General features: G+C 32.0%; 16 protein-coding genes and 1 pseudogene. 4 read left to right on the top strand and 13 right to left on the bottom strand.

All coding sequences use genetic code 11. The features are described from left to right. Positions 1 to 376: 376 nt before the first annotated feature. From fnbA to CD116_RS09160, 11 genes are all read right to left on the bottom strand, one after another. Complete coding sequence (gene fnbA / locus CD116_RS09215) at positions 377 to 3,343, bottom strand: fibronectin-binding protein FnbA (protein ID WP_103325247.1); 2,967 nt, start codon at positions 3,341 to 3,343, stop codon at positions 377 to 379. Beyond that, positions 3,327 to 3,428, bottom strand: coding sequence for a hypothetical protein (locus tag CD116_RS09210; protein WP_047551727.1), 102 nt, complete (start codon positions 3,426 to 3,428; stop codon positions 3,327 to 3,329). Before CD116_RS09210 ends, fnbA begins: the two co-directional genes overlap by 17 nt. Positions 3,429 to 3,810: 382 nt before the next feature. Further along, positions 3,811 to 5,169 carry a gluconate:H+ symporter gene (locus CD116_RS09200; RefSeq protein ID WP_047551725.1) on the bottom strand — a complete coding sequence of 453 codons (1,359 nt, stop codon included), beginning with the start codon at positions 5,167 to 5,169 and terminating at the stop codon, positions 3,811 to 3,813. A 116-nt stretch (positions 5,170 to 5,285) separates the two neighbouring features. Then, positions 5,286 to 6,839, bottom strand: a complete 1,554-nt coding sequence (gene gntK / locus CD116_RS09195; protein WP_047551722.1) for a gluconokinase — start codon at positions 6,837 to 6,839, stop codon at positions 5,286 to 5,288. 24 nt (positions 6,840 to 6,863) lie between these two features. Further along, a complete protein-coding gene (locus CD116_RS09190; protein WP_047531966.1) occupies positions 6,864 to 7,544 on the bottom strand; it encodes a GntR family transcriptional regulator in 681 nt (226 codons plus the stop codon). A 164-nt stretch (positions 7,545 to 7,708) separates the two neighbouring features. Beyond that, positions 7,709 to 8,461 carry a MerR family transcriptional regulator gene (locus CD116_RS09185; protein WP_047551719.1) on the bottom strand — a complete coding sequence of 251 codons (753 nt, stop codon included), beginning with the start codon at positions 8,459 to 8,461 and terminating at the stop codon, positions 7,709 to 7,711. 175 nt (positions 8,462 to 8,636) lie between these two features. Further along, positions 8,637 to 9,329 (bottom strand): GTP pyrophosphokinase, encoded by a 693-nt coding sequence (locus CD116_RS09180; RefSeq protein ID WP_047531970.1) that lies wholly within the window; start codon positions 9,327 to 9,329, stop codon positions 8,637 to 8,639. A gap of 274 nt (positions 9,330 to 9,603) precedes the next feature. After that, positions 9,604 to 10,020: a DUF2188 domain-containing protein gene (locus CD116_RS09175; protein ID WP_047551715.1), complete on the bottom strand. Its 417-nt coding sequence runs from the start codon at positions 10,018 to 10,020 to the stop codon at positions 9,604 to 9,606. 149 nt (positions 10,021 to 10,169) lie between these two features. Then, positions 10,170 to 11,981, bottom strand: coding sequence for an FUSC family protein (locus CD116_RS09170; protein ID WP_047551747.1), 1,812 nt, complete (start codon positions 11,979 to 11,981; stop codon positions 10,170 to 10,172). Between the two features lie 387 nt (positions 11,982 to 12,368). After that, the gene (locus tag CD116_RS13955; RefSeq protein WP_047551712.1) at positions 12,369 to 12,572 is read right to left on the bottom strand and encodes a hypothetical protein; all 204 of its coding nucleotides are present in this window, start codon (positions 12,570 to 12,572) and stop codon (positions 12,369 to 12,371) included. A 214-nt stretch (positions 12,573 to 12,786) separates the two neighbouring features. Continuing rightward, positions 12,787 to 14,064: a pyruvate MFS transporter gene (locus CD116_RS09160; RefSeq protein WP_047426504.1), complete on the bottom strand. Its 1,278-nt coding sequence runs from the start codon at positions 14,062 to 14,064 to the stop codon at positions 12,787 to 12,789. A gap of 546 nt (positions 14,065 to 14,610) precedes the next feature. Between CD116_RS09160 and uptA the strand changes: the two genes are divergently transcribed. Next, on the top strand, positions 14,611 to 15,222 hold the full coding sequence (gene uptA, locus CD116_RS09155) for an undecaprenyl phosphate transporter UptA (RefSeq protein ID WP_047551709.1): 612 nt from the start codon (positions 14,611 to 14,613) through the stop codon (positions 15,220 to 15,222). A gap of 230 nt (positions 15,223 to 15,452) precedes the next feature. Here the strand turns inward: uptA and CD116_RS09150 are convergent, their stop codons facing one another. Together CD116_RS09150 and CD116_RS09145 are read right to left on the bottom strand one after the other, a co-directional pair. Continuing rightward, a complete protein-coding gene (locus CD116_RS09150; protein ID WP_047551706.1) occupies positions 15,453 to 16,070 on the bottom strand; it encodes a LysE/ArgO family amino acid transporter in 618 nt (205 codons plus the stop codon). Continuing rightward, a pseudogene (locus CD116_RS09145) lies at positions 16,067 to 17,046 on the bottom strand (fatty acid desaturase family protein). Before CD116_RS09145 ends, CD116_RS09150 begins: the two are co-directional and overlap by 4 nt. Before the next feature lie 98 nt (positions 17,047 to 17,144). On the opposite strand from CD116_RS09145, the gene CD116_RS09140 reads away from it, so the two are divergent. From CD116_RS09140 to CD116_RS09125, 3 genes are all read left to right on the top strand, one after another. Further along, positions 17,145 to 18,557 carry an aminotransferase-like domain-containing protein gene (locus CD116_RS09140; RefSeq protein ID WP_047551703.1) on the top strand — a complete coding sequence of 471 codons (1,413 nt, stop codon included), beginning with the start codon at positions 17,145 to 17,147 and terminating at the stop codon, positions 18,555 to 18,557. A 674-nt stretch (positions 18,558 to 19,231) separates the two neighbouring features. Then, positions 19,232 to 19,927, top strand: a complete 696-nt coding sequence (locus tag CD116_RS09130) for an ABC transporter ATP-binding protein (RefSeq protein ID WP_047551700.1) — start codon at positions 19,232 to 19,234, stop codon at positions 19,925 to 19,927. 1 nt (position 19,928) lies between these two features. Next, the gene (locus CD116_RS09125; protein WP_047551698.1) at positions 19,929 to 20,693 is read left to right on the top strand and encodes an ABC transporter permease; all 765 of its coding nucleotides are present in this window, start codon (positions 19,929 to 19,931) and stop codon (positions 20,691 to 20,693) included. Positions 20,694 to 20,920 lie beyond the last annotated feature (227 nt).

Here is a 20,920-nt window from a genome sequence, read left to right as displayed (position 1 = left end):
GTATAATACACCGTAAATTAAACATTGAAATGCCTTTCATTACATTAAATACGCTAATATACTTTTTATATCGTTCGTCTTTTGCTCTGTTTCAAAAGATTTACACTGTAAAAACAGTCGTATTTCAAGACGATATTTTGTAATTAGCTAAATTTGCATCTAGTTAATAATTGCTTTCATCAAATTTACCTTATTAATTCAATATAATTTGTACTTGAAATTTACTTTCTAATTCTCTCTCATGTCATTTTCGTGCATTATAATAAAACAATCGAGAAATCAGGAACCTCTATTTTCCATTAGAAATTTCAATTGAATTTAAAAAACAGGTTTATTCCATATAATTTATGAAATAAACCCGTTAATTTATAATTAATTATGCTTTGTTATTTTTTTTATTTCTACGCAATAACGCTAAACCTAGAATACTAAATAATCCGCCGAACAACATACCTTTGTTTGTTGATTCTTCTCCACCCGTTTCAGGTAGTTCAGATTTCTTAGATTGTGCTTTTTTAATTGGTGCCATTGCTTTAACCTTTTCATTGATTTCAATAACAGGTGTTACTACCTTACCTTGTTCCGCTGGTTTAGAAGGCTTTTTAGGTTCTTCTTTTGCAGGTGGTACTGGTTTGCCTGGCTCACTTGGTACTTCCGGTGTTGGCGGCGTTGGTTTATCTGGCTCACTTGGCACTTCTGGTGCTGGTGGCGTTGGTTCGCCTGGCTCACTCGGTACTTCTGGTGTTGGTGGTGTTGGTGTTTCCGGTTCACTTGGTACTTCTGGTGTTGGTGGCGTTGGTTCGCCTGGCTCACTCGGTACTTCTGGTGTCGGTGGTGTTGTATCTTCTTCAATCGTTTGTTGACCTTCATTTTGACCACTTACTTTTGGAAGCGTATCTTCTTCAAAATCAACACTGTTGTGCCCTCCGAATTGATAATTAGGTTTATCTTTGTTTGTATCTTCTTCAATAATTTCATTATGCTTATTGAATCCATGAATATGTGGCACACTGTCGAAGTCGATATCTACGATATTGCCACCTTGTTCATATTTAGGTTTGTCTTCTTCTGTGTCTTCCTCGAATGACTGGTTACCGCTATTTTGGCCACCTTCGTAACCTAATTCACTCTTAATATCAACATGGCTATTTTCTTCGATTTCTTCAATCACGCCATAATTACCGTGACCATTTTCAGTTCCTAAACCAGAATGAGAAATATAATGATTATTTTCAGTGATTTCCTCGATTGGTCCTTGTGCTTGACCATGTTCCTCAGGTAATTCATCCACTAATTCGATAAGATTACTTTCAGTTGTATATTCTTTCGTATCTTCAACTGTTGTATGGTCGCTCACTGCACCAGTAACAATACCTTTTGTAGACTCTTCGTCAAATTCAACTAAGTTAGACTCAGTAGTAACCTGACCACCACCTGGGTTTGTATCTTCTTCATATTCAACAACATCAGCATGATGTTTTGAATTTTCATGTGTAGATTCTTCAAAGTCAATTGGATTTGATTCTTCAGAAGACTCAGTGTATCCTCCAACGTGACCCGCTTCGCTATCCACAGCAGTATGGTAATCAATATCAATTGCTGATGAATCAGTTTCTTCTATTGTTTCAATGTATCCATCAACATAACCACCTTCACCATCTATAGCTGTGTGGTAATCAATGTCAAGTGGTGTAGTATCATGGTTTTCTTCAATAGTAGTGACCAAATTCTCATCATACTGCCCGCTAACAGTCTCAGTATAGGTATCTTCTTTATATTCAAAATCATTATTTTGAATAATTTGTCCATTTTTACCATTACCATCAGCTTTATTGCTATATAAAACTAATCCATTATCCCAAGTCAAACGATATCCTCCATAAACATAGTAAGATTTATATGCTCGCTCTGGATATCCATATAATTCAGTTCTAAAATTCACCTGATCTGAACCTTTCAAATATTCACCTGTATAGTGAATGACATACGTTTTATCTAACTTATCTAAATTCAATGAGTAACTACCATTGTCTTGAACACTCAACTTTCCATTCATTTCATTTGTTACATCTTTGAATTTGTTAGTATCTGATGTATTTGCATAAACACTTTGAGGCAATTCATCTTTTTCACCTAAATATTCATATACTTTTACAGTAGGTTGACCACCATTTACATTACTACCTTCAGTCAAAGTTCCTGTAATGGATACTGTATTTGACTGATTTCCATTCATTGGTTTGATATAAGCTATATGTGTAAATTTATTAGATTCTTTGTTAAATGTTTCAATTGACCCATTTACATTTGTATAACTATTGCTAACACCTGGATTATAAACAACTGGTATTGTTTTTTCTGTTTCTTCACCATTTAATTTAGAAGTAATCTTTTGTTCTCCATTGCTTTGTACAGTTTTAGGGTCAATAAATAAGTTGATTTCTAAATTAGCTGTTACCTCTACCTTGTGTTCAATTTCGTTAGTAAATGTATATCTTATGTTACCATTCCCTAAGATCTCACCTGTAGCCATTACAACTGAGCCATTTTTAATCTCTGGTACCTTTCTAGCTGTTGAAACCCCATAAGTATTTACATTATTTGATAATGTAAAATCAAAATAATCTCCTCTTTTTAATCCATCTGCGAATTTTAATTTATACTTTAATACTACACGTTGACCAGCATGTGGCTCTACCTTATTTCCTTGAGGCGCCTCAATAGAACCACTCTCTACTGTAACTTTACTCGTCACATCTGTACCTTTAACTTCTGAAACGTCCTTAGCATCCTCAACTTCTACTACGTCTGCTGATCTTGTCACACGTGGTTTACTTTCTGACACTGTTCTTGGCTGTGCCACTTCAACTTGTGTTTCTGCTGCTTGATTTTGTGTAACCTTTTTAGGTGTCAAATCTACTTGTCTTTGTTCTCCGCTATTGTCTTGAGGTTGTGTCGTTTCCTTAACTTGAGGTTTCGCTTCTTCCTTAACTACCTCTTCTTCAACTGTTTCTACATTTGCTGGTTGTGCAGTTTGTGGTGCTTGTACTGCTTTTGGTGCTTCTTCCGTTGTTACTTGTGTTGCGTTTGACGATTGTTCTGTTGCCTTTACATTATATGATTGCGTTTCTTCTATATGATTAACGTTAGTTGTAGTTGTTTGTTTTTCGCTTGCTTTACTTTCAGTAGCTGAATTCCCATTTTCTTCTACTGTAGTTGTCTTCTGTTCTGATGCTGCAGCTTCTTTGTCTTGTCCTATCCCAACAACAATCATTGTTCCTAAGAATACTGATGCTGCTCCCAATTTATGTTTTCTAATGCCATACCTAAGATTGTTTTTCACTATAATATCTCCCTTTAAATGCAAAATTCATTAATTTTTTTAACTCAATAAATGCAAGTCTATATTGTTCGGATTTTAAAAGCAATACAAAAACTCGAGTTAATGAAAAGTTAAGATTGTCATTAATTTTATGTTAATTGAGAAATTTATTATTTGAAATAACCTTATAAATTGTACACAAATCATACAAAACCCTTGTGACACAAGACTTGTATTTTTTATACCTAATTATTAAATTAAATTCATTCTTATCTAATTTAAAACAATATACTAAACTCTTCATAATTATCGCCTGTACAATAGGTGATAAAACCTGTAATGAAATGCCTTTCATTACTCAAAAACGACCAATATACTTTTTATATCGTTCGGATTTTGAGCGTTTTAGCCTTTTTTTTGCATAAAAACAAACGTGTTTCAAGGCAATTTATTTTAGTTACCTAAAAACACGTCCACTTAATATTTAGTTAAACAAATAAGCTGATGAATAAAATGAAGATGATACCCGAAACGGAAATAATCGTTTCTAATAATGACCATGTTAAGAATGTTTCTTTTACAGTTAAACCAAAATATTCTTTAAACATCCAAAATCCTGCGTCATTCACATGAGACAAAATCACACTACCTGCACCAATCGCAAGTACAACTAATGCAACATTCACATCTGATGATTGTAATAATGGTAAGACAATACCTGTCGTCGAAATCGCAGCTACAGTAGCCGAACCTAATGCGATACGTAACACAGCCGCAACAATCCATGCTAGTAAAATCGGTGACATCTCTGTACCTTCAAACATTTTAGCAATGGTATTACCAACACCACCGTCAATTAACACTTGTTTAAAAGTACCGCCACCACCAATGATCAATAACATCATGCCAATTGGATAAATCGCATTCGTCACCGATTCCATAATATGATTCATCTTACGCTTTCTCATTAATCCCATCGTGACAATCGCAAATAATACTGCTATCAACATGGCCGTTCCTGCTGTTCCTATCATATAAATGATAGATTCCAATAAATTTGTAGGTTTGTCGTGCCCAGTTACAAGTTGCGTTATCGTAGACACTAACATTAATATGACTGGTAATGTTGCAGTTAATAAACTCATGCTAAATCCTGGCATTTCTTGATTCGTAAATTCTTTTTGTGCACCTAACGCTGAAATATCGCCTTCTCGTGTATAAGCAGACGGAATTATTTTTTGAGCAACTTTGTTAAATATGGGTCCTGCAATGAGTGTAACTGGAATGGCAATAATCATACCGTAAAGTAATACATCTCCTACATTCGCTTTTAATTCTTTTGCGATTACTACAGGTCCTGGATGCGGTGGTAAAAAACCATGTGTCACTGATAAAGCTGTCACCATAGGTAGTCCTAGTTTTAACACTGAAACATTTGCGCGTTTCGCTACTGTAAATACTAATGGAATTAGTAAGACTAAACCTACTTCAAAGAACAATGCAATACCGACGATAAATGCTGCAACAAGCATGGCCCATTGCACATGTTTCTGTCCAAATTTTTGAATTAATGTGTCTGCAATTCGAGTTGCGCCACCACCATCAGCAAGTAATTTTCCGAGTATTGCACCCAAGCCAAAAATTAATGCAATATGTCCGAGCGTACTGCCCATTCCTTTTTCAATCGTTTCCATAATTTTAGTCAATGGTATACCTAGCATTAATGCTGTAACCATTGACGTAATGATTAATGCAATAAATGTATTTAATTTAAACCCAATGATTAATACTAATAAAATAACAATACCTAAAACAACACTGATTAACGGCCATATTTCATTAAACATGACATTACCCTCTTTCTCTTTTCAATAGAATGTAACACTGTCGTAGCGCATGTATCTCGCATAACATGCAGTAATCATGGCACAACAACTTTATCTAAGATGCTTGAGTAACATAATTATTGCGTTTTAATTTCACCTATATGTTGGCGTTGGAAGTCTGCAATTTGTTCATAATTCTCTGTCAAAGAACGACTTAAATTGATGAAAATGGATACAAGCTCCTGGTACACACTTACATTCTCTTCAATCGGCATGTGATTGTGTGTGGCACCGACCATTGAAGAAACAATTGAAAAGTCTTCAATTTCACCTACAGCTTTTAGTCCGAGCACGCAGGCACCTAAGCATGAACTTTCATAACTTTCCGGAACCACTAATTCTGTATCAAATATATCTGCCATCATTTGACGCCATACTTCACTTTTCGCAAACCCACCTGTCGCTTTAATCATCTTAGGTGTTTCATTCATCACTTCCACGAGCGCAAGATAGACAGTATACAAATTGTAAAGAACACCTTCTAATGCTGCACGAATCATATGCTCTTTTTTATGAGATAAAGTTAAACCGAAGAATGAACCTCTTGCATTTGCATTCCATAGCGGTGCACGTTCTCCAGCTAAATACGGATGGAATATTAAGCCGTCAGCACCTGGTTTAACGCGATTTGCAATTTGAGTTAAGACATCGTAGGGATCAACCCCAAGACGTTTCGCAGTTTCAACTTCACTCGCTAACAACTCATCGCGTAACCATCTCAATACGACACCACCGTTATTTACAGGACCTCCAATGACGTAGTGGTCTTCTGTTAAGACGTAACAAAATATTCTTCCTTTATAATCTGTACGTGGTCTATCTATTACAGTACGAATAGCTCCAGATGTACCGATTGTGACAGCAACTTCTCCTTTACCAACACTATTGACACCCAAATTAGAAAGCACACCATCACTCGCACCAATAACAAACGGCGTACCTTCATTAAGCCCCATTAATGTTGCATAACGTTTTTTCATACCTTTCATCACATAAGTTGTTGGAACTAATTCCGGCAACATTTCCTTGGAAATACCAAGTAGTTCTAATGCTTCAACATCCCAATCTAATGTTTCTAAATTAAACATACCTGTTGCAGAAGCCATTGAATAATCAATGATATATGTATCAAATAAATGATAGAAAATGTATGTTTTAATATCTACAAACTTGGCAGTACGTTGAAACACATCTTGCCATTCATGTTGCATCCAAAAAATCTTCGCTAACGGCGACATAGGATGAATTGGCGTACCTGTTCGCTGGTAAATCGCGTTGCCATCATGCACTTCATTTATTAATGTTGCATATTTTGCAGCTCGATTATCTGCCCAAGTAATATTGTTAGTTAATCTTTGATTGTGTTGATCCATCGCAATCAAGCTATGCATTTGCGCACTAAATGACACAAATTTAATATCATCTTGATTAACTTTCGATTCCCTCATTATGTATTTAATTGTCATTAACACCGCATCAAATAATTCATCTGGGTTTTCTTCTGAGACATCAACGTTTGGTGTGTGTAAATCATAGCCGATTTGATGTTTCATGATAAAAGTTCCATTTTCATCATATAAGACTGACTTGGTACTCGTCGTTCCAATGTCGACACCAATCATATATTTCATGACAAATCCTTCTTTCTTTTCATTTTAATTCAACCAAAATCCTTCAATATCTTTACCAACATCGTCAAAATTTAAATGAAATGCTTCTTTTAAAATTTGACTGTCATATTGTTCCACTGCATCAATAAATACTTGATGATTACGATGGATACGTTCAAAATCTTGTGGGTTCTGTTGCATACGTTGTCGCATAGATGTTAAAACGAGTGCCATCATCACCGGCTTTAAATGACTCCAAAATGAGTTTAAATATTGATGGTTAGGTGCTTTGATTAATGCCTCATGAAACTCAAAATCATGCTTAGTAAACGACTCTGCATCTTCAAAATTTACTGCTACCTTCATCATTTCAAGTTGTTTCTTCATTTCTTTTACGATAGGTAATCGATCTTGATTTTTAACACGTGAAAATGCAAATGATTCAAGCATCAGTCGCAAATCATACATTTCTTTCTTTTCTTGTTCTCCAAACGGCAACACATGTGCACCCATTCTTTCTAATTGAATGAGTTGATTTTGTTGCAATAATTTAAATGCATCGCGAATTGGCGAACGACTTACATTAAATTGCTTTGCCATTTGGTTTTCAGTGAGTAATGTTCCTTCAGTTATATGCCCTTTCACAATCCCTAATCGTAATTCTGCCGCAATACTTTCTCCAGTCGTCATCCCTTCTAACCATTTCTCTGGATATCCATACGTCATCAAGATACCTCCTTTATTACACTACATACTTGTATACAAGTATGGTAATATAGTTATTCTGTGTTTGCAAGCGCTTTCTTAATAATGTAAAAAAAGTGACCCCCCCTTCATTATTAACATCTCAAAGGTGATGATCACTATTACATAATTCGTTTAATTGTGGTTTATGCTTGTGGTGTGTGGAAATTCTCTATGTTCATATGTGGCTTTGGCACTTCAATACAATAGTGTGTTTCATGACAGTTCGGACATTTAAATCGGCGTGTTGTCGCTGTATGTTTAGCTTTGATAACTTGCCATAAAGACGGCGAGAATACATGTTGGCAATTAGGACATAAATAGGCAACATTGCGTTGGTAATATAAAGTAATGCCAATGCCGTAACCAACCATAAACGGCAACACAATTAAAAACGGCCATTTGTTTTTCATCAAGAACGCACTCATAATGCTTGAATATTGAATAACTCCCATTACACCAGCGCTAATCCAAATGTTACGACGAATACTTTTCATTTCACCAGATTTATTCATGACATTTTCTATGTCTTTTAGATGTGATATTGGAGACTTCGACTCATCACTTACGTAATGTTGAATGTTTTTTATTTTGTTTAACACAATTTGTTGCTCTTTAATTTGTTGCTCAATTTCATGCTGTTTGAGTGTAAGCAAGGCATTGAGCGTCTTCATTGTACTATCACCATTTAACAACATATCTATATCACTTAATGCACAACCTAAATATTTAAGTAATAAGATTAACTCTAATGTTTGTCGTTGTTGTTCTGTGTATACACGACGATTTCCTTCTGTAAATCCTTCCGGTTTCAAAATACCTTTACGATCATAATATTGAATTGTTCGTATTGTTACATTACATAACTTTGCGAGTTCTCCAGTTGAATAATTAGACATAGATTTCCACCTCCTACTTTTACCATAGTTGATGACCCAACGTCACGAGCAAGTATACTTCTCATATTTTTATGGAAAATTTTAGAAATTTATTATGCTAGGTGTCTCGTATTTCATTTCGTGCCATATTGCTTCAAGTAGTTACCAAAAACAAGCGATACTCAGTTACAATATATTAATCCGTGATTTCAGAATGAATTTGTTGTAACTTGTTTTCAACGTCAGTAATTTCAGTTGCACATTCCTTTAATAAATCTCTATATTTTTCAGTTTCCGCATCATTTTTATAACGCATTTTGTGTTCTAAGCTTGCCCACATATCCATCCCAATCGTTCTAATTTGTATTTCTACTGGCAATATTTCAACACGTTCTGCTAAAAAGACTGGAATGGATACAACGATATGTAAACTGCGGTAACCATTTTCTTTAGGGTGCTGAATATAATCTTTACGTTTTATCAATTGTACGTCTTCTTGTTTAAGCAACATCTCTTCAATCAAATAAATATCATCTAAGTAATTACAGACAACACGAATCCCTGCGATATCCATAATATGTTCTTTAGCTGCATGTGCACTTATCTGTAATCCTTTTCGATTTAGCTTTTCAATTAAACTACGCATTTCTTTAACACGTCGTTCCATATGATGGATAGGATTATGCTTATAAATATGGTTAAAATTATCATCTAAAATACTTAACTTTGTACTAATTTCTTTTAGAGCCGATGAATAAATATGATCTAATTCTACAAAACCTAATAATGTATCAAACGCTTCATCACCATTTTCAAATTTACTTAAACTATTTTTAAAATCATGTCTCAAATCTTCTAAATATAATGATGGTTTTCGATCTACATACATTTATACTTACCTCCGATATTTAATCATCTTTATTGTACCTAACATTTTATTAAGATAATACTAATACCCTATCGTACATTTGACCGATTCAAAAAAGCTTTAAATACTTCTTTGTAAAATATAAACGAATGATTTATATGTATAACTCAAATTGTTAAAACTTTGAAGCAGTCTATTCAGAAAAAACATTGATTGTTTGACCGCTATCAATTGGAACATAATAAAAAACACCTGTTACCTTCATATAGGCACAAGTGTTTAATTAATTAAAATACTATACGTCTTTAAATGATTCCACAATCTTTGGATGTGTACCATCCATGAGCGGTTCTCTTTGTCGAACGCCACCACTTTGGTTTCCGATTGATTCGCTATCAAAATATAATTTACCTTGATTTGATTGTTCTTGAATATGTTTTTCATTATCAGTTGTTGCATCTTCACTATCCACCTCTGTTTTTTCCTTTGTTGCTGTATGGAATTGCACGATGTTCTCTTCTTCTAATGCTTTAATTTCTTCTTTCGATAACGCTCGATACCAATCTTTTGCTTTTTTCGTCGCGATAGGAATAACATCTTTTTCAACATAACCTTCCTTAAGCATCGCATTCGCAATGTCTATCGCTTTTTGCCGTTTTATCACTTCAAATTCTTCCCATTTTTCGGGGTAACCTTTTAATGTACAGGGCATTTTCTAAACCTCCAATATGTTATAATTCATGTTATATACCACCATAATTATAAAATGAAACATATTAAACACAATTTTTTAGACTTCCTTCACAATAACCTCAGACAAACGTTAGACTGACACACTAAATTCACAACTCAATCTACATTTTATTGCATTTCTATACTACTTTCTTGAATATGCATTAATGCTGTTTGAATATAATTGTATTGTGGTAAATCTGATAATTTTTTAATCGATAAGTTCTCTTGTAATTCAAAATGCTTCGCAATATTTTCGAACACAACTAAATACGTACCTATTAATTGTTCATCTATCGTATAACGCGACTCGTTTGTCATTGCTCTATTTAACATAAAACTTATTTCTTCAATTGCAAATATACTTGGATAATAATTTCTAACTATAGCTTTATTACTGAATAATTCACCACATGCAGCATGATAGACTTGCGTCATATTATTTAATTTCACCGATAAGTTTATTGCCTCATCTTTCAAATAAGTCTCATCTTTATATTTATTTTCAGAGAACAAATAATGAAAAATTGTTGCTTCTTTACGGATTACTTCAGCCATTACAGTTGGTAATAATACTGATGCAGTACGTTGACCAAGGACAAATAATCCTAAAATAGCTATGACGATTCCTATCGTTACATCCGTCATTCGTGGAAAGGCTATATCAATAGATAAATTTCTCGATGCCAAACCATTCATTAATATAACTTGGATAGTGATGAAGACTACAGCTATTGCGTAGTTCGCCGCAACTAATGCTTCAGTAAATAACGCGGCAACGCCCATAAGTACAACTGCAACTGGTGTCGGTATTGAAATGAATAGTATGATTGAAAGCACTAATACACCAAATATTGTTCCTAAACCTCGTGCCATACCTCTTTCAATCGCATGAATTGTCGAAGTACCTAGCAATACAGTATGTGTAGATAGCGGTATCCAATATGCCTTGTCGAAATCGAACATAAGTGCAATAAATATTGATACCATCATAATAATGGCATATCGCAATGTATTACGAAAGACAATAGAGTCTAATGTTAAATTTTGATAAATTCGTTTACTATACAGCGGCTTATGAATATCTGCTTCATATTCAATACGTTCAGAATTTGCATGTGCTATTTCGTCAATTTTCAAAATGTGATTAAATAAATTTTCAAAATCATTTGTCACGGTAACTTCTTTACGCCAATAATCCATCTGTTGGTTAGGATTACTAAGTTGTTGAGTAATGTAACCCATCATTTCTATCAATTCAACTGGTAATGGTCTTATATTTTTAGCATTTAATTCCAACAATTCAGAGTAAATACCTTGTGCAGATGTATGCAACAATAGTAACTTTTGAAAGCGTGTGCCCAATTTTCCACTACTTGAATTTGAAGTGATCAATAATTTATCTGATGCTTTAAATACATTTACCGCTGAAGCAGCAACTTCTAAAAATTTATCTTTATCATTATAATGATGTAATAACTTCGTGATAAGTGTGAAATCATTTCGAATCGCTTGTTCTTCTGCTTTCGTTTTAGATAGGAAGATTGTTAACAACACCATTAAAGTGGCTAAGATTCCACCTAAAATAATGGCAAAGCCTCTATATAATGCATCTTCTGGTGCTATCGGCAAGTTAATAGGAAGACTAAATGTTACGATGAAAAAGGTAGATGATGGTCCTGCAATTTTCAAAGCTGTAAAAATGTAAAAGGGAATAACTGTAACAATGAGCAAAGTCAAACCAAATACCAATGGCGTTGTAGCCGTTAGAGTACCTAAAATCATACAAATGGCGAAAGCTAAATTACATATAATTACAGTTCTAACCTTTGATTTAGCAGACCCTTTAAACACATAAATATGTGCTAATGTTCCCGTTGCAACAAGTAATCCAAATTGAAAATTACCACATAAATATCCAATTAAAGCAGGGATTATCATTAATAAACCTTGTCTTATTCCTTTATAGAAGTCTAAGTTTTGTCGATTGATTTTAATAAGTGATGTCAAAAAGATGTCATTACGACGTCTCCTTCCATTGCGAAAATATTTCCATTTTTTTTATTAGTATACATAAATTTAATTAGCTACTATAAATTATAATTAAGCAACATTTGCTATTATAACACCTTATACGTAATTATATAACTTTAAAAATCTTTTTAACGCATTTTAAATTAAATTCTAAAAATTTTGAAAAGGTGCATTTCATTCATAATTTGATACGTATTGAACTGTTTTAGTATATTTTAAAGTGTGATTTATATGAATGCTTGAGATTGCTGTTAACGTTAATTCTCTCTTTAGTTAACTTGGTATTATAGAACTTTATTTCTTAAAAAAATGATTCATGAATGTGTAAAGTAGATACAAAGATGTATTAACAAAAAATGGTATTAAGCAATATAAAACAATCACATAAAAATCACCTTCCGCATGCCATATGAAAAAGAATAATATAATTAAAAATACACTTATAATTACTCCTAAGATAGGTAAACTTTTAATATATTTCTCTAAATTTGTGTTCATTCATGTGTCCTCCAAATGTTTTGTATAATTAAATTTAGATGTCGAATTATATACTTACACTTCGTAATTTACTCTCGTTAAATATACATTATCGCTTCAACAATGATTCATTGAATTTATATTGGACTCATATGTGCAAATAGCAAAGCTTCGATTTTTACGCATTAAAAAAGCAATAAACCCCCATTAAATAAGGTCTTATTGCTTTTTAAAATTATTTTTCTGTTACTTTATCATCACTAACAATTAAAGGTTGATCTGGTTTCACATAGAACCACATAATCACAGCGATTACTGCTGGAACGATTAATAATTGGAATGTCATAGTCCAACCTAAATATTCTACGAAGAAACCAGCCAATAATGGACTGATTAATGCACCTATATTACCCCATAGGTTCATCCATCCTGATACTGTACCAGAGAAGTTACGTCCTAAGTCAGTTGCTGCAGCCCAACTCATCCCCATTGAAATACCAATACCACCAAGACCTAGTGATAACCAAAAAATACTTACATATAAATTGCCTGTACGTACGGCAAAGAGAATTGAAACTGCGAATACAATGAACCCTGCGATTGCGATTACACCTCTAGCTACGAATTTTGAACGCCCTAATCCTAATACACGGTCAGAAATTGCACCTGCTGATAAGATTAAGAAGAACATTAATAACCAAGGCAATGAACTAATGCTCATTTCTTTAAAGTTAACGTGGAATACTTCTGTTAAATACGTTGGTAACCAAATTAAGAATAGTGTAATGATAAATTGTACAACAAAGTATTGGATGGCAATTGCATAGAAGCTAAAACGTTTAAAGAAATCATTCCATGGTGGTGATGACTTTTCAGTAGCTACTATATCACGATTTTCCATAATGAAACGTTTCTCCGCTTCATTAACCATTCTATGTTGCTCAGGTAAGTCTTTGGCAATAATCGCCCATAATACAGCCATTAAAATCCCTACTGCACCAAAGATATAAAATACGGCTTGCCAGTTAAATGCATTAACGATAGCAATTGTAACCATTGGTGCTAATACCGGACCGAAGTATGAACCGGCTAATAATGCACTCGATGCTCTCCCTTTTTCATTTTTAGAAAACCAATATGAGTTGAACACGGCATTAGAAGGGTACATTGGCGCCTCACCCACACCAAATAAGAATCTCACCAAATAAATTAAGCCATGGTTTTTAATCATACCAGTTAAGATTGTAAATGCACTCCACCAAACTAATGCAATTGTAATCATCTTACGTGGACCGAATTTTTCAGCTAACATCCCTGATGGCACTTGCATTAATGCATAACCTAGAGAGAAGAATGATGCCAATAAACCAAATTGTGGTTTGGTCATCCCTAAATCATCCATCATTTGTTTAGCGATATATGAAATGTTTGCTCTATCCATATACGCAATAACCCCAATAAAGAAGAACGCAAGTGCGAACATCCACCTTACGTTAGTACGCTTTTCCTTCATAACTATTCCTACTTCCCTTATTAATTTTTAAAACTAAACCCTGAAACGGTAAAATTTTCGGACATCTGGCATGTCCACCCCTACTTTGTCACAAAATTGTACCAAAGTTATTTTTTATAATATTATCAGACATGGAAAGCGTTTACAATAGAATCTATAAAAATTTTATTAAATTCCGCTTAACTTTTGCTATTAAAACGATATAAAGAAACTTTTAGTTACATAGTAGCCTATCATTTGTTAATTAAAAATACTGCAACCATAGTGTTTTAAAACGTATATTGTAAGCTTCATTACATTTTAGAGATTCATTATATATTGCATATAACTACATTGACCATTCATTGTGCAGCGCCTGTTATTTAGATGATCATTTATTGACTTTTTGCTCTTATAGCAAGCAATTTTTTGCTATATTGCTTATAATACATTTTAAGACGAATTCTTGTTTCAACATTGTATCCGGCATCAATCATTAATCATTTTGATTCATCCAGTTTATATTTGTCTGCAATTGCTGGAATTTAAAGGAGCTTATTTTTAATAATGGAACAAATTATCACTGAATTTATTAGTCGTTTTGGGTATGCAGCCATTTTTATATTAATTTTATTAGAAAATGTACTACCTATCGTACCATCCGAAATCATTTTGACATTTGCTGGTCTAATGTCTGTTAAATCACATTTATCAATTTTAACTTTATTTATTATTGCAACTATCGCATCGTTTATAGGGCTATTAATTTTATATTATATTTGTCGTTTAATTTCAGAAGAACGTCTTTATCGTTTTATTGATCGACACGGTAAGTGGATTAAATTGAAAAGTAAGGATTTAAAGCGAGCAAATGATTGGTTTAAAAAGTATGGCGTTTGGGCTGTATTTATCTGTCGTTTCATACCTGTATTACGTGTATTGATTACCATTCCAGCTGGTGTAAACCGCATGAATGTTGTGACATTTACCGTTATTTCATTAATAGGTACAACAATTTGGAATTTCGGTTTAATTTTACTAGGACGCACGTTGAGCGATAGCTTTGGTACGTTGATGACTGGCCTTCATACATATTCACGTATTATGTATGTTGTCATCATTATCGCAGTCATTTACTTTGCTATACGTTACATTGGCAAACGTAAGAGAGTAAAATAATCATGCTGTTAGCATAAAGAAGAACCTCGAATTTATTCCTCCGAGGCTCTTCATTATATTTTTATATAATTTTATAATAATATTACATTTTTCCAATTAAGATTTCCAATCTTTTTTGTCAACTAATTCTAAGGAGCTCAACACCTCAAGATTAATTATAATATTAAAATCTTTTCATTTTTAAATATCACTTACTGGTTTTCCAATTATAACTAATACGCACTTTTATATTATAAAATTAAATTTAATATATTTTTTATAATAACTATACTAACGGCAATTATTATTATACTAGAGACTTTATTTAAAAATAATATATATTTACCTGTTCTATCTATAGAACCTAAAACCTTACCTAATATTGCTAACAGAAAAAACCATAGCCAAGAAACCATAATTGTGGCAATACAAAAAAGTATCTTTTCTAAACCAGAATAGACAGATGCGCTTGATCCAATTACACCAACTGTATCCATAATTGCATGTGGATTTAACAACGAAACAGATATAGCAAAACCTATTTGCTTTTTTGTACTCATCGGATCGTAGTTGTCTAAAGTGTTAGGCTTTTCTTTCCATAAAGACCAAGCCATGTACAATAGAAAAAACAAACCAACTATATAAATAAATAATTGTAGAACTGGTAATGACATTAATATTAGTGAAACACCCAGTACAGCAATTATTATTAAAAAAGTGTCACATAATCCAGCCGTTATAACAACCGGCAATGCGTTTATCATTTTTTTTTGATTAGCACCTTGATTAAATACAAACACGTTTTGCGCTCCTAGGGGCAAAATAAGCCCCAATGCTAATAAAATACCGTGTAAAACTGGTTGTATCAATTCGCATCCTCCCCCTTTCCAACAATGTTCGGTGTACAAATATCTTTTACTACACTATAAAAACCCGGTAGTGTCGTCTTGAAGAACCCAGTACAATGGTGTGCTTCTCTATATTTTTGATCTCTCATTAGTATAATATGTGCTTTTTCAAATTATAATGTGGAATTGCTGGGAATAAATGGTGGACTAAGTGAAAATTATCATGGTGAGGATGAAATAAAAATATTGTCCAAGGCATACCAAAAGTATTCCGACTTGCTGTTAACTCACTATCATTATTCAATCCAGAGTGTTCATCCATTTCTGCCCAATAACGAATAATCTGAAAAGTTGTTAAAAGTGGTATAAACCAATAAAGAATAACATATAACCAAAAATTAAACATAATTGATAACGTAATAATTGTTACCCAGAAAATATTTCTAGTCCATATTTCTGATTTAGGTGTATCTCTACTGTATAAATTAGCTGAAACTGTACCTAAAACATATTTAGGCACATGAAATAAAAATAGTACCTTTACAATGTGATTAATTATAAATTTTTTCACATCTTTTTGCGGCTTATCTAAACCTACAATACGATATCGTTTAGTATCTGGGTCTTTTTCCTCATCCCATAAATTTCTATGATGTTTAAAATGAGAATTACAATATGTAGTAAAGCTTGTAAATATAGGGAATGCTACTAAAAGACAAGCAATCCATTTATTATAAAACTTATTTGTAAATAATGAACGATGACATGCTTCGTGCATTAAGTTATCAAACGCCCTCATTCGGCTTCCAATTAAAATAATACTTAGAATATAAATAATGAAATTACTCATATAGATACTTATACATGCACTCCCGAGAATTACCAACCAGTCAAAAATCAAAGCGAAAATATTGTGGTAATTATCCTTTTTCATTAATAACTTCAAATCTTTTTTTATCTCCATTGAAAATACAGCTTTTTCTAATTTTAGTGTCAAATTAATCGCCTCCCTTATTTAATATGTTATAATAATCTGAAAATTAAAAAACCTACCAGATTCTAATAAAAATTCCAACCAGATTGAGGATGACATTTATGACTAAATTTCAATATAAAAAAATAATTGATGATATTATTAATAAAATTAACAACGGTATTTTATCTCCTGGGGATAAATTATACTCGCAAAGAAAATTAGCTAAGTACTATAATGTAAATAAATCAACAGTTATACAAGCTTTAGATATTCTAAAAAGCTATGGCATCTTAGATACAATTGAAAAAAAAGGTGTTTATGTATCCCAGTATAAATGGAATTCTTATATTACCAATAATATTCATTGGCAAGATTATATAGGCAATAGCTTTTCTAAAAATAACCAGTATTATATTCAAAAAATTAATGAAATAGAATTTAATACTGACATCGTCCGATTAGGTACTGGAGAACTATCACCAAAACTAATTCCAAACCATATATTTAAAAAAATATTAACTAATGATATTGAAGAATCTTTACAAACTAACTATGAAGAACCTAAAGGAAATCTAAAGTTAAGGATAGAAATAGTAAAATATATGAAGCGAAGAGGAGTTGATTGTAATATCAATAATATATGTATTACATCCGGTGCTGTGCAAGGTTTAAAACTAATTGCAGACGGACTGTTAATTCCACAATCTAAAATTATAATTGAAACACCTTCATACATTAATTCCATACGTACTTGGCATAATATCAGAGCGAAAATTATTCCTTTGTCCATCAATTATATCAAACAGAATATTAACAATATCTTTAAATTAAATAGTGATTATAGGCACAGTATTTTTTACTGTATACCTACGCTGCATAACCCTACTCAAAATACTTATAGTAAAGAAGAGAAGCAAAAAATTATAGATCAATGTCATAAAGAAGGTATTCCGATTGTGGAAGATAGTATATACTCTGATTTATGGTTCAGCCCTAACCAACAAATTTCTATGAAAGCTTTAAAAAATAGTGATAATGTTTTATATTTAGGTAGTTTATCTAAAACTGTAAGTCCCGGTCTACGTATTGGTTGGATTATAGCAGATGAAAAAGTAATTCATCATTTAGCCGATTTAAAAATGCAAAATGATTATGGTGCAAGTTCTATATCACAGCATATTGCCACAACGTGGTTAAGTAATTATCATGAAGATCATTTATATAAATTAAAGATCGAACTAAAATTACGAAAATCTATTTTTATAAAGTCATTAAAGAAACATCTATCTAAGTTTGGATATTGGAATGAACCCCAAGGCTCATTTTATATCTGGTTTAAGCTATCTGTTCCAGTAAATATAAAGCTCTTATTTAACGAAGCAATAAAAGAAAATATACTAATACACCCAGGAGAAATATATGACATTAACTCTAAAAGCTATATCCGCTTTTCATACTCATATATCGACAAGGAAGAAATTGACCAAAGCTTAAAAAAATTAAGTGAAATTATAAATAGAATACGAACTTAGTTAACATTTAACACCCTTTATATAATTCATTTTATACATGCATGTTATAATATTAAGCACAATACGCATTACATTTCATAAAAAACCTAAAATACATTTTGTTATAAGATATTGGGATATTATACACATTTACAAATATTGACAATATGATCTATATCATCAAATATTATTTCATTGTATGAATATAGAAGTTTTATTAAAAGATAATAATGAGTACTATTAAAAAGGGAATTCCCCAAAAAATGTTTTGATTGGAAGTTCCCTTTTTAATTTTTATGTGACGAATTGTTGTACTTAATTTGACAACCTAAAACTTAAGAAAATGTTCAGTCACACAATCTATCTTACTTATTACTTATTTATTTCCGCAAACCCATCTCACAAGTCCACCAACAATTCAAACTCTCATCTCAAATAAGTAGAACTTATATTCTGTTTTCAGCACACCGAAATTTCTCCCTACTATTCAAAAAAGTCACTCATAACAAATTGCGCATTTTAATAAATGTAGCAATGCCATTTGCATACTGCAAAAATACTCGTGTTCATATTTGTATTTTATATTATTAAAGTTTTTTAAATCCATATTTTTATAACACTTGATATGTGATAAAATTATTTTTATATATAAAATCTTAAGATTCAGATTATTTAATAGCAAAGGAGATAGATATATGGATGTTTTAACAATAGAACATTTAACAAAGAAGATTAGCAACAAAACAATTCTCGAAGATGTATCATTTAAACTAAAACGCGGACAAATAGTTGGTCTTGTTGGAGCAAATGGTGCAGGTAAAACAACTTTAATGAAAGTTATATTAGGTTATTCTAGTTTCCAAAGTGGGAATTTCAACGTTATTAACAACAAGGACAGCAAAAGCAATATCGGTGCATTGATTGAAAATCCAGGAATATATCCTTTTATGTCTGGATATGAAAACTTGAAGTTATTGAATGAATCAAAAAACACTCAAGATATCGATAAAATTGTCTCACAACTTCATATGGATGAATACATTCATAAAAAAGCTAAAACGTATTCTCTTGGTATGAAACAAAAATTAGGAATTGCTATAGCATTTTTAAATGAACCTCAATTTGTTATCTTAGATGAACCAATGAACGGCTTAGATCCAAAAGCTGTGCGAGATGTACGTGAATTGATTGTCCAAAAAGCCCAAGAAGGTGTTACTTTCTTAATTTCGAGTCATATTTTAAGTGAATTGGTTAAAATTACAAATTCTATCCTTATTATCAACAAAGGTAAAATTGTAACAGAAACATCGGAAGAAGAACTTAAACAATTTAAAGATAATGATTTAGAAAATGTATTACTAGACATCATAGAAAGGGAGGACCAAGCATAAAATGGGAACTTTAATTAAACAAGAATGTTTCAAATTATATAAGAAAAAATCAACTTTTATCGCACCTATTGTCTTTATTCTACTAATGGTTGCTCAAGGTTACATTGCTACAAAATACAATATCATGCCAAAGGAAACTTTCACATCTGGTTTTAATGGACTTCCATGGTTTTCATTTTTATTAATAATTCAAGCAAGTACAATTATTTCAATGGAATTTCATTACGGCACGATTAAAAATTTACTTTATCGTGAATATTCAAGAACAACTATGATTATTAGCAAAATCATCACATTATTCATTATTTCTTTAATTTATTTCATTATTACTATTATCGCTTCAATTGGTATCGGTTCTTTATTCTTTAATAATTTAAATATATTTGAAAGTAGCGGTAATCAATTATCTTTATTGAATCAATTATTATTAGTTAGTTTAGGCACATTTGTTGGCATTTGGTTAGTTTTAAGCTTAACGTTACTATTATCATGCGCAACAAATTCAACGGGTGTAGCCATTGCAGTAGGTATTGTTTTTTATTTTGCAAGTACTATATTAGCAGCTATTCAAACGACACTTTTAGAAAAAATTGAATGGCTAAAGTGGAACCCTATTAATATGATGAATATTATGATTCAAACAGTTGAAAAAGGTTTTAGTAAGTCAACGAAACTAGAACTTCATGAATTGTATATTGGTAATATTGCTTATATTTCTATTTTCTTAATACTTGTAGTATTTATTTTCAAGAAGAAAAATATTTAATAACTTAAAGTATTAGATGTCTAAATACACACATACTCCATTGTAAGCAAAATCATTTTCAAATCCCTCACCAAAATAATGGTGCGGGGATTTTTTAATCCAATTTTAGACACTCTATACATATCGTAACGTCACTCGAAAAATTATGATTATTAAATACCCCTTACTTTTAAGTGCTTGGGACATTAAGTTCTTAGGCAATGTAAAAAAGCTGATTTCTATTAATT

The sequence above is a fragment of the Staphylococcus schweitzeri genome (genome assembly GCF_002902405.1).
GTDB lineage: Bacteria > Bacillota > Bacilli > Staphylococcales > Staphylococcaceae > Staphylococcus > Staphylococcus schweitzeri.
The sequence above is the reverse complement of the archived record's forward strand: the minus strand, read 5'-3'. Positions and strand labels throughout refer to the sequence as shown.